At 68.4% G+C, this 9,083-nt stretch carries 8 protein-coding genes; 3 read left to right on the top strand and 5 right to left on the bottom strand.

The genetic code is table 11. The features are described 5' to 3' along the window. Positions 1-81 precede the first annotated feature (81 nt). Complete coding sequence (locus tag VFH59_RS17145; protein ID WP_325166132.1) at positions 82-936, bottom strand: DUF1481 domain-containing protein; 855 nt, start codon at positions 934-936, stop codon at positions 82-84. A gap of 284 nt (positions 937-1,220) precedes the next feature. On the opposite strand from VFH59_RS17145, the gene VFH59_RS17140 reads away from it, so the two are divergent. Further along, positions 1,221-1,784, top strand: a complete 564-nt coding sequence (locus tag VFH59_RS17140; protein WP_325166131.1) for a helix-turn-helix transcriptional regulator — start codon at positions 1,221-1,223, stop codon at positions 1,782-1,784. Between the two features lie 31 nt (positions 1,785-1,815). On the opposite strand, the gene glyS is transcribed toward VFH59_RS17140, so the two are convergent. Together glyS and glyQ are read right to left on the bottom strand one after the other, a co-directional pair. Beyond that, on the bottom strand, positions 1,816-3,960 hold the full coding sequence (glyS, locus tag VFH59_RS17135) for a glycine--tRNA ligase subunit beta (protein ID WP_325166130.1): 2,145 nt from the start codon (positions 3,958-3,960) through the stop codon (positions 1,816-1,818). Then, positions 3,957-4,868 carry a glycine--tRNA ligase subunit alpha gene (glyQ, locus tag VFH59_RS17130; protein ID WP_325166129.1) on the bottom strand — a complete coding sequence of 304 codons (912 nt, stop codon included), beginning with the start codon at positions 4,866-4,868 and terminating at the stop codon, positions 3,957-3,959. Before glyQ ends, glyS begins: the two co-directional genes overlap by 4 nt. Before the next feature lie 97 nt (positions 4,869-4,965). Between glyQ and VFH59_RS17125 the strand changes: the two genes are divergently transcribed. Both VFH59_RS17125 and VFH59_RS17120 read left to right on the top strand, forming a co-directional pair. Then, positions 4,966-6,783: a GspE/PulE family protein gene (locus VFH59_RS17125; RefSeq protein WP_325166128.1), complete on the top strand. Its 1,818-nt coding sequence runs from the start codon at positions 4,966-4,968 to the stop codon at positions 6,781-6,783. Positions 6,784-6,805: 22 nt separating this feature from the next. After that, positions 6,806-7,528, top strand: coding sequence for a glutamine amidotransferase (locus tag VFH59_RS17120; protein ID WP_325166127.1), 723 nt, complete (start codon positions 6,806-6,808; stop codon positions 7,526-7,528). A gap of 59 nt (positions 7,529-7,587) precedes the next feature. Here VFH59_RS17120 and VFH59_RS17115 read toward each other — a convergent pair whose 3' ends face one another. Further along, the gene (locus tag VFH59_RS17115) at positions 7,588-7,911 is read right to left on the bottom strand and encodes a DUF1820 family protein (RefSeq protein ID WP_325166126.1); all 324 of its coding nucleotides are present in this window, start codon (positions 7,909-7,911) and stop codon (positions 7,588-7,590) included. A gap of 10 nt (positions 7,912-7,921) precedes the next feature. After that, on the bottom strand, positions 7,922-8,605 hold the full coding sequence (locus VFH59_RS17110; protein ID WP_325166125.1) for a rhomboid family intramembrane serine protease: 684 nt from the start codon (positions 8,603-8,605) through the stop codon (positions 7,922-7,924). Positions 8,606-9,083: the final 478 nt, after the last annotated feature.

Below are 9,083 nucleotides of genomic sequence, written 5' to 3'. Positions count from 1 at the left end.
ACTAAAAAAAAGCCGCCCCACGGGCGGCTTTTTTTCTGGCCGGACGTCCAGCCGGCTGGACGTCCGAGCGACAGGAGCGGCTTACTTGCCCTTGCCGCCGGTGGCCAGCTTGAGGATGTTCTCGGCCTGGCTCTTGAGGCTCGCGGCCTCGTCGTCACCCAGCGCCTCGGTCTTGCCACCGGACTCGTTCTGCTTGAGCACCAGGTTGCCGTCCTTGTCCCAACCGGCCCGCTCGGTCGCGTTGGGCTTGGCGTCCTGGCTGGCCTTCTTCTGCTGCACGACGACCCACGGCTTGCCGTCCCTGTAGGCGAAATCGGTGCTGGTGAAGCCCTTGTCGCCGTAATCGGCGCGGGCGCGGATGAACTTCACCGCGCCGTTCTGGCGGAACACCTGCCAGGCGCGCGAGACGTCCTTCTCCAGCTTGGTGCCGTTGCTGATCTTCATGCCGCCAATCTGCTTCTGCACCGCCTGGAAGTCGGCCAGTTCCTTCTCGCCCGGGGTCTGTTCGGGCACCAGCTCGATCGACACCTGGCTGGGCGCACCCTTGGTCAGCACCGGCGCCTGCAGCGCCATCTTGTAGTGACGCTCGCCGTCGGTCAGGTCGGCCTTGACCACGTACAGGTCCGCCGGATTGACGTCGGCCGGGTTGAAGGTGAGCTCGAACGACTGCGGGAACTGCACCGGCGCGATCGTCTTGCTGGCCAGCGGCGCGGCACCGGCCTGGTCGGTCGAGGAGACGTCGACCAGATTGACCACCAGCTTGGCCTCGGGCGACACGGCATTGTCGCCGCGCACGTTGATCGTGCCGCTGACCGCGTTCGCCTTCGCCGCCGTTGCGGCGTTGCCGCCGTTGCCCTGTTCGGGTGCGTTGGAGCCGTTGCAGCCAGCCAGTGCCAGCGCAGCTACCGACATCAGCGACCAGACCATCCTGCGCATGGGGAAACCTCTATTCAATGGAAAGCAATTGCTTGGGGAATGCACGGAAGCCGCCGGCGTGTCGCGTACGTTTTCCGCGGGGGAAGTTCCAAGCATAGCGGAAAAAAAAGCCCCCGGGCAAAAGTCAAGCCGGACTGATGGCAGCCCTCGGGCCCCGTCCCGTTCACAGTGCGTAGACAGGCACGGCGGCCAAAGCCTGCGGTAAGCGCGACGCGCTAGCATGGCGATCGGCGGCTTCCGGATCCGGCGGCTGCCAGCGTTGTTTCCTGACGTCCGGAAAGGCCATGAACCTCGCACCTCCCGCATCCCAACCCGAAAGCGCCGGCACCTTCGCCGATCGCATCAAGCTGCTCATCCAGCGCGTGGGCAGCGCCACCGAGATCGCCCGCATGTGCGGGTTCTCCGAGGGGGTGGTCCGCAGCTGGCGCGACGGCAATACCGATCCCTCGCGCGCGCGCTGCGTCACGCTGGCACGCACCCTCGGCATCTCGCTGGTGTGGCTGGTCGCGGGCGAAGGGGCGATCCTGCCGGACGTGGACCAGCCCGGCGCCGACGAGCAGACCACCACCGAGACCACCCAGCGACCGCGCGCGCGGCTGGACGGGGCCGCCGGCCAGGCGCTGGGCACCCACGGTTCCCCCGTGGACACGCAACGGCTGCATGCCGCGATGCGGATCCTGCAGTCGGAGCTGGAACTGGCCGGGCAGGCGCTTCCGCTGACCGACAACACCGACCTGCTGGCCAGCCTCTACGAGGCCCTGGGTCCGGGCGGCGCGCGCGTGGATACCGATGCGATGCTGGCCTTCAACCGGCAGCTGGCCGAGCGGATCCGCCGCACCCGCGCCTAGGCGGAACCGCCCGTCTTTGCAGGGTCGGCCTTCAGAGCCGGCCGATGTCCGCGATCTGGGCGAACTGCCGGCGCAGCTGCGCCAGCAGTGCGAGCCGGTTGGCCCGCACGCGCGCGTCCTCGGCGTTGACCAGGACACTGTCGAAGAACGCATCCACCGGCGCCTGCAGCTGCGCCAGGCGTGCCAGCACGGCGGTGTAGTCGCCGGCCGCGCGCGGGGCGGCGGTGTCGGCCAGCGCCGCATCGAGCGCATCGGCCAGCTCGTGCTCGGCGGGCGACTCGAAGCATGCCCGCTCGACCGCTCCGCCGGGAGCCTGGCCCGTGTCTTCCTCGGCCTTGCGCAGGATGTTGGCCACGCGCTTGTTGGCTGCGGCCAGGCTGGCCGCCTCCTCCCGGCGGCCGAATTCGGCCACCGCGCGCAGGCGGCGGTCGAAGTCGGGCAAGGTGGTCGGGGCCACCGACAGCACCGCCTCGAACTGCTCGCTGGTGAAACCCAGGTCGGCGTAGTAGCCGCGCAGGCGGTCGTACACGAAGTCCACCAGTTCGCCGAGCAGCGTGGCGCGACGGGCACCGGCATCGAGCGCGGGTGGCTTGCCGTCCTTGCCGGGCCGCAGGCCCGCGGCAAGCGCGGAATCCGGCAGCAGCTCCAGCGCCTCGGCAAAGCTGGCGCGCAGGTCCAGCTCCAATCCCGCTTCGACCAGCGTGCGGGCGAGACCGAGTGCCGCGCGGCGCAGGGCGAAGGGATCCTTGTTGCCGCTGGGCTTCATGCCCACCGCGAAGATGCCCGCCAACGTGTCCAGCCGCTCGGCCACGGCCAGCACCCGGCCGACTGCATCGGCCGCGATGGCGTCACCGGCGAAGCGCGGCTGGTAGTAACTGTCCAGCGCCTGCGCGACCGCCTCGGGTTCGCCCTGGTGCCGGGCGTAGTAGCGACCCATCACCCCCTGCAGCTCGGGGAACTCGCCGACCATGCGCGTCAGCAGGTCGCACTTGGCCAGCGAGGCGGCGCGGGTGGCGGCGCCGGCATCGACGCCGACGCGCGCGGCGATCACGCGGGAGAGTTCGGCCACGCGGACGCTCTTGTCCCAAAGGCTGCCGAGCGCCTGCTGGTAGGTGACGTTCTTCAGCGATTCCTGGTAGCCGGCCAGCGGCGTCTTCAGATCCGCGTCCCAAAAGAATTTCGCGTCGGCGAAGCGTGGCCGGATGACCCGCTCGTAGCCCTTGCGGATCTCGGCGGGCTCCTTCGATTCGATGTTGGCGATGCCGATGAAGTGCTCGGTAAGCGCCCCCGACGGATCGAACACCGGCACGAATTTCTGGTTGGTCTCCATGGTGGTGACCAGTGCTTCCGGCGGCACTGCCAGGAAGTCGCGCTCGAAGGCGCAGGCGATGGCGGCCGGCCACTCGGTTAGGTTGGCGATCTCGTCCAGAAGCGCCGGGTCCAGGCGAGGCTCGCCTCCGATCGTCGCGGCTGCACGGGCGACTTCCGCGCGGACGCGCTCGCGCCGTTCCAGCGGATCGGCCAGCACCTTGGCGGCGCGCAGCGCGTCCAGCCAGCCGTCGGCATCGGTGACGTGCACCGGGTTCGGATGCATGAAGCGGTGGCCGCGCGACTTGCGGCCGCTCTTCAGGCCCAGCAGCTCGCCGTCCACGATGTCCGCGCCGTGGAGCATCACCAGCCAGTGCGCCGGGCGCACGAAGGCGTAGTCGTGATCGGCCCAGCGCATCGGGCGCGGAACGGGCAGCCCCTTGAGTGCCTCCCCGACGATCTCCGGCAGCAGCGCGGCCAGCGGCTGGCCCGGCTTGACCGCGCGGAACACGAACCAGGCGCCCTTGTCGGTCTCCAGCTTCTCCAGTTGCGCCACTTCCACGCCGCAGGATTGCGCGAAGCCGAGCAGCGCCTTGGACGGCTGCCCCTGCGCGTCCAGCGCGGCGTTGAGCGCCGGACCGCGGCGCTCGACCTGCTGTTCGGGTTGCGTCGAGGCGACCGCCGGCACATGCACCGCCAGCCGGCGCGGCGTGCAGTAGGCGCGTGCCTCGTCCAGCGCGCCCTCGATGCCGCGCTTGGAAATGCCCTGCACGATGCCGTCAAGGAATGCCTGCGACAGCTCGTCGAGCGCCTTGGGCGGCAGCTCCTCGGTGCCCAGTTCGATCAGCAGCGACTTCGGCTGGCTCATGCGGCCTGCTCCTTGGAGACGCTCTTCAGGCCGGGAAAACCCAGCTTTTCGCGCTGTGCCACGTAGGCCTCGGCGACGCTGCGCGAGAGCGTGCGCACGCGCAGGATGTAGCGCTGCCGCTCGGTCACGCTGATCGCTCGACGCGCGTCGAGCAGGTTGAAGGTATGGCTGGCCTTCATCACCTGCTCGTAGGCCGGCAGCGGCAGGCCGGCGGCGATCAGCTGGTTGGCGGTCGCCTCGCAGACGTCGAACCAGCGCAGCAGCTCCGGCACGTTGGCGTGCTCGAAGTTGTAGGTGCTCTGCTCCACCTCGTTCTGGTGGAACACGTCACCGTAGGTAACGGTGCCGTGCGGGCCTTCGGTCCAGACCAGGTCGTACACGTTGTCCACGTTCTGCAGGTACATCGCCAGCCGCTCGAGGCCGTAGGTGATCTCGCCGGTCACCGGGCGGCACTCCAGCCCGCCGGCCTGCTGGAAGTAGGTGAACTGGGTCACTTCCATGCCATTCAGCCACACCTCCCAGCCCAGGCCCCAGGCGCCGAGCGTGGGCGATTCCCAGTTGTCCTCGACGAAACGCAGGTCGTGCACCAGCGGATCGAGCCCCAGCTCCTTCAGCGAGCCGATGTAGAGCTCCAGGATGTTCTCCGGGTTGGGCTTCATCACCACCTGGTACTGGTAGTAGTGCTGCAGGCGGTTGGGGTTCTCGCCGTAGCGCCCGTCGGTGGGGCGGCGGGAGGGCTGCACGTAGGCCGCGGCCCACGGCTCGGGACCGAGCGCGCGCAGAAACGTGGCCGGGTGGAAGGTGCCGGCCCCGACCTCGGTGTCCAGTGGCTGCAGCAGCACGCAGCCTTGCGCGCCCCAGTAGCGGTTGAGGGTCTGGATCACGTCCTGGAAAGTGCGCGCTGGCATGGCGGTTGGCCCAACAACAAAGCACGTTAGTATAGCCAAAGCCCGCGCCCGCACTGGCCCGGCGCCGCTCGAACGCTCACGGGGGAGGCCCGCCCTGATGGCCGCATCACCGCAAATCGCATCCCTGCTCGGCCGCCGTGGACGGCTGGGCCTGGACGACGTGCTGGCCGCCCTGGTGGTCGACGGTTTCGTGGCGGCCGACGATGCCAAGAACGTGCGCATGGGCGCCCGCGCCGGCCGCAGTACCGTCGAACTGCATCCGCTGGTGCTGATCGCCAACGCCAAGCTGCCCAATCTGCGCGAACCCGGGCGCCCGTTGGGCCTGGAAGGCCTGACCGAATGGCTGGCCGGCCAGGCGGCCTTGCCCTACCTCAAGATCGACCCGATGAAGATCAACGTGGCGGCGGTGACCCAGGTGGTCAGCCATGCCTACGCCACGCGCCATCGCATCCTGCCGGTGGCCGCCACGCCGGCCGAAGTGACCTTCGCCACCAGCGAGCCGTTCGATACGACCTGGGCGAGCGACCTGGCGCAGATGCTGCGCCGGGACGTGCGCCGGGTGGTCGCCAGCCCGCTGGACATCAACCGCTACCTCGCCGAGTTCTACGGTGTACAGCGCTCGATCCAGATGGCACAGGACGCCAAGGGCGCGGGCTACGACAACTCCGCGGCGATCCTCAACTTCGAGCAACTGGTCGAGCTGGGCAAGGCCGGCGAGGTCGGCGCGGACGACCGCCACGTCGTGCACATCGTGGACTGGCTGCTGCAGTACGCCTTCGAGCAGCGCGCCTCGGACATCCACCTGGAGCCACGCCGCGAGGCCGGACGCATGCGCTTCCGCATCGATGGCGTGATGCACAAGGTGTTCGAGCTGCCGCCGCCGGTGATGGCCGCGGTGACCGCCCGCATCAAGATCCTCGCCCGCATGGACGTGGCCGAAAAGCGCCGGCCGCAGGACGGGCGCATCAAGACCCGGTCGGCCGCGGGGCGCGAGGTCGAGCTGCGCATCTCGACCATGCCGACCGCCTTCGGCGAGAAGGTGGTAATGCGCATCTTCGACCCGGACATCGTGGCCAAGGACTTTTCACAGCTGGGCTTCTCGGTCGACGAGGGTGCGGTCTGGCGCTCGCTGGTGGAGCGGCCGCACGGCATCGTGCTGGTGACCGGCCCGACCGGTTCGGGCAAGACCACGACGCTGTATTCGACGCTCAAGCACCTGGCGCGGCCGGAACTGAACGTCTGCACGGTCGAAGACCCGATCGAAATGGTCAGCCCCGAGCTCAACCAGATGCAGGTGCAGGCGTCGATCGAGCTGGACTTCGCCGCCGGCGTGCGCACGCTGCTGCGCCAGGACCCGGACATCATCATGATCGGCGAGATCCGCGACCTGGAGACCGCGCAGATGGCGGTACAGGCTTCGTTGACCGGCCACCTGGTGCTCTCCACGCTGCACACCAACGACGCGCCCAGTGCGGTGACCCGGCTGCTCGACCTGGGCGTGCCGCACTACCTGATCCAGTCGACCCTGACCGGCGTGGTCGCCCAGCGACTGGTGCGCATGCTGTGCCCGCATTGCAAACGCGAGGCGCAGCAGGATCCCCACGCCTGGACGGCGCTCACGCATGGCTGGTCGTTGCCGGTGCCGGAGCGGGTGTTCGAGCCGGTGGGCTGCCTGGAGTGCCGCAACACCGGTTTCGTGGGGCGTACCGGCATCTACGAGATGCTTCGGCTCAGCCCGCGCCTGCGCGGCATCATCTCGGCGCAGCTCGACCTTGCCCGGCTGGGCGAGGCTGCGCTGGCCGAAGGAATGCAGCCCCTGCGCATATCGGCGGCAGCGCAGGTGGCCAAGGGCTTGACCACGGTGCAGGAAGTGCTCACCGTATTGCCACCCATCGAACACGACAGCCAGGCCTAGCCTCGGCCATCCAGACGTCTCCATGAAGCCCATCCTGATCATCCGTACCGGACGCGCGCCGGATCCCATCCGTGCGCGCCACGGCGACTTTCCGCATTGGTTTCGCCTTTGCGCCGCGCTCTCCCCGGTGCGGCTGCAGGTCGTCGACGTGGCCGCAGGCCAGGGCTTGCCCCCGCCAAAAGACGTCGCCGGCGCATTGATCACCGGCTCGGCCGCCATGGTCACCGAGCGTGCCGCCTGGAGCGAGCGCACTGCGGGCTGGATCCGCGATGCCATGGATGCCCATCTGCCGTTGTTCGGCGTGTGCTACGGCCACCAGCTGATGGCGCACGCGCTGGGTGGGCGTGTGGACTACCTGCCCGGCGGGCGCGAGATCGGCACACTGCCGATCGAACTCACCGCGGCGGCCAGCCACGATCCGCTCACCGCCCGGTTGCCGGCCAGCTTCCGTGCCCACACCACGCACGAGCAGAGCGTGCTTGAGCCGCCACCCGGCGCCACGGTGCTCGCCCGCTCGGCACGCGACCCGCATCACCTCTTGCGCTACGGGCCCAATGCGGTGAGCGTGCAGTTCCATCCGGAATTCAACGCCGAAGTGATGCGTGCCTATATCCAGCGCAAGCGCGAGGCCATGCGTCGCGAAGGAAGCGACCCGCACCTTGTCTGGCGTCAGGTGGCCGCCACGCCGATTGCACGCAGGATCATGCGCAGCTTTGGCGTGCGTCACGGGCTGAGCGCGGCCTGAAGTCTGGGCCCCTGCCGGCGTTCGGGCGCGAGTCGCTCGAGCGCGCGCCCTTGAAAGAGTCAGCGGGGCTTGGGAGGCATCGGGAAAGGGGTCACCTTCTGGCCGTCGGCAGCATCGCGGATCACCAGCGAACCTTTGCGCTCCACCTCCTCGACGCGAACGATGCACTGCATTGGCAGGTGCAGCACGCGGGTGTCGGCGAATTCTTCCCGCAGGCGCTCTTCGGTGGGGTCGACCAGCAGCCCTGAGCCGGCCGGCTCGAAGACCAGGTCGCCAACCTGGGTGAAGCCCCATAGCGGACTGGTGTCCACATGCCGGGCATAAAGCTCGTAGCACTTGCCCAGGTGCAGAAAGGTGACCTTGTAGAGAGTCTTGGCGCGCATGGCGCGCAGTCTAACCGCGCAGACGTCGTGCAATGGCGTCGCGCGAGAACAGCGCGAACAACATGCCGAACAGGAAGCCCGCGATGTGTGTCCACCACACCACCGCACCGTAGCTTGGTCCGGCGTAACTGAAGAGCAGTTGCAGCAGGACCCAGATGCCAATCAGCAGGAAGGCGGGCACGCGCACGAATTCCAGGAACAGGCCCAGCGGCAGCACCAGCCCCAGTCGCGCCCGTGGAAACAGTGCGGCGTACGCGCCCAGGACTGCAGATACCGCGCCGCTGCAGCCGATGATCGGCAGGCGCACTCCCGCTAGCGTCAGCGCACCGACCAGATTGGCCACGATACCTCCAGCGACGAACAGCGAGACGAACCGGGCCGAGCCGAGCGTGCGCTCCGCCGGAAGTCCGAAGATCACCAGAAAGAGCAGGTTGCTCAGCAGATGGATCCAGGCCACATGGATGAACAAGGCCGTGAACAGACGCAGCAGCGCCGGATCGCCCAACTGATGCCAGAACGCCTCACGGGCGTCGAAAATGTTGGCGGGGATCGTGCCCCATTCCAGCAGAAAGGAAATTCGCTGGGGCGATGGCATCAGCGCGAGCGCTACGAAACAGGCCACGCACACCACAACCAGCAGCAGCGTCGCCCACTGGGTAGTGGAGCGCCGACGGGTTTCCACATGGACGAACAAGGCTGCGTCTCCCCCGCGCACATCCTGCCCCGCATCATAAAGGCATAGAACGCCGTTTGACCGTCCCTGGTGCACGAGTCCGGTACAAGCGTGACCGGCGTCGCTGCCCTCCGGACTGCTCCTTCGAAACCGGGGAACTCCAGGCCACGCCACCTTGGCGGCTCGCTTCCAGTTCGGGGGAGGACCAGGGCCCTGCGACGACACCCCATGTGTCGACGCCAGGCCGGTGCCAGCGGCGCCCGGGGGACTACGCCTCGAGTCGTTGTCCCACGGCGCGCATGGCCAGCGAACGCCACGGGCCCAGGGCGCGGCAACGGGAGCGCTGCAGCGAGCAGGCGCAGAGGGGTCGCTGCCCGGAAAGACCGACGGGTCGGGACGGAGCCGGCGCTCGTCAGGACAAAAAGAAAAACCCCCACCGTTTTGCGGTGAGGGTTTTTGGATAAAGCCCCTGGCGGTGACCTACTCTTGCATGGACAAG

Source organism: Frateuria sp. (assembly GCF_035695185.1).
GTDB lineage: Bacteria > Pseudomonadota > Gammaproteobacteria > Xanthomonadales > Rhodanobacteraceae > Frateuria_A.
Note: the sequence above shows the minus strand (reverse complement) of the source record. Positions and strands in the feature narration are given on the sequence as shown.

Coding starts and splice junctions, on each gene's coding strand:
- VFH59_RS17145 (WP_325166132.1), bottom strand. CDS start 936: ATGCGCAGGATGGTCTGGTCGCTGATGTCGGTAGCTGCGCTGGCACTG.
- VFH59_RS17140 (WP_325166131.1), top strand. CDS start 1,221: ATGAACCTCGCACCTCCCGCATCCCAACCCGAAAGCGCCGGCACCTTC.
- glyS (WP_325166130.1), bottom strand. CDS start 3,960: ATGAGCCAGCCGAAGTCGCTGCTGATCGAACTGGGCACCGAGGAGCTG.
- glyQ (WP_325166129.1), bottom strand. CDS start 4,868: ATGCCAGCGCGCACTTTCCAGGACGTGATCCAGACCCTCAACCGCTAC.
- VFH59_RS17125 (WP_325166128.1), top strand. CDS start 4,966: ATGGCCGCATCACCGCAAATCGCATCCCTGCTCGGCCGCCGTGGACGG.
- VFH59_RS17120 (WP_325166127.1), top strand. CDS start 6,806: ATGAAGCCCATCCTGATCATCCGTACCGGACGCGCGCCGGATCCCATC.
- VFH59_RS17115 (WP_325166126.1), bottom strand. CDS start 7,911: ATGCGCGCCAAGACTCTCTACAAGGTCACCTTTCTGCACCTGGGCAAG.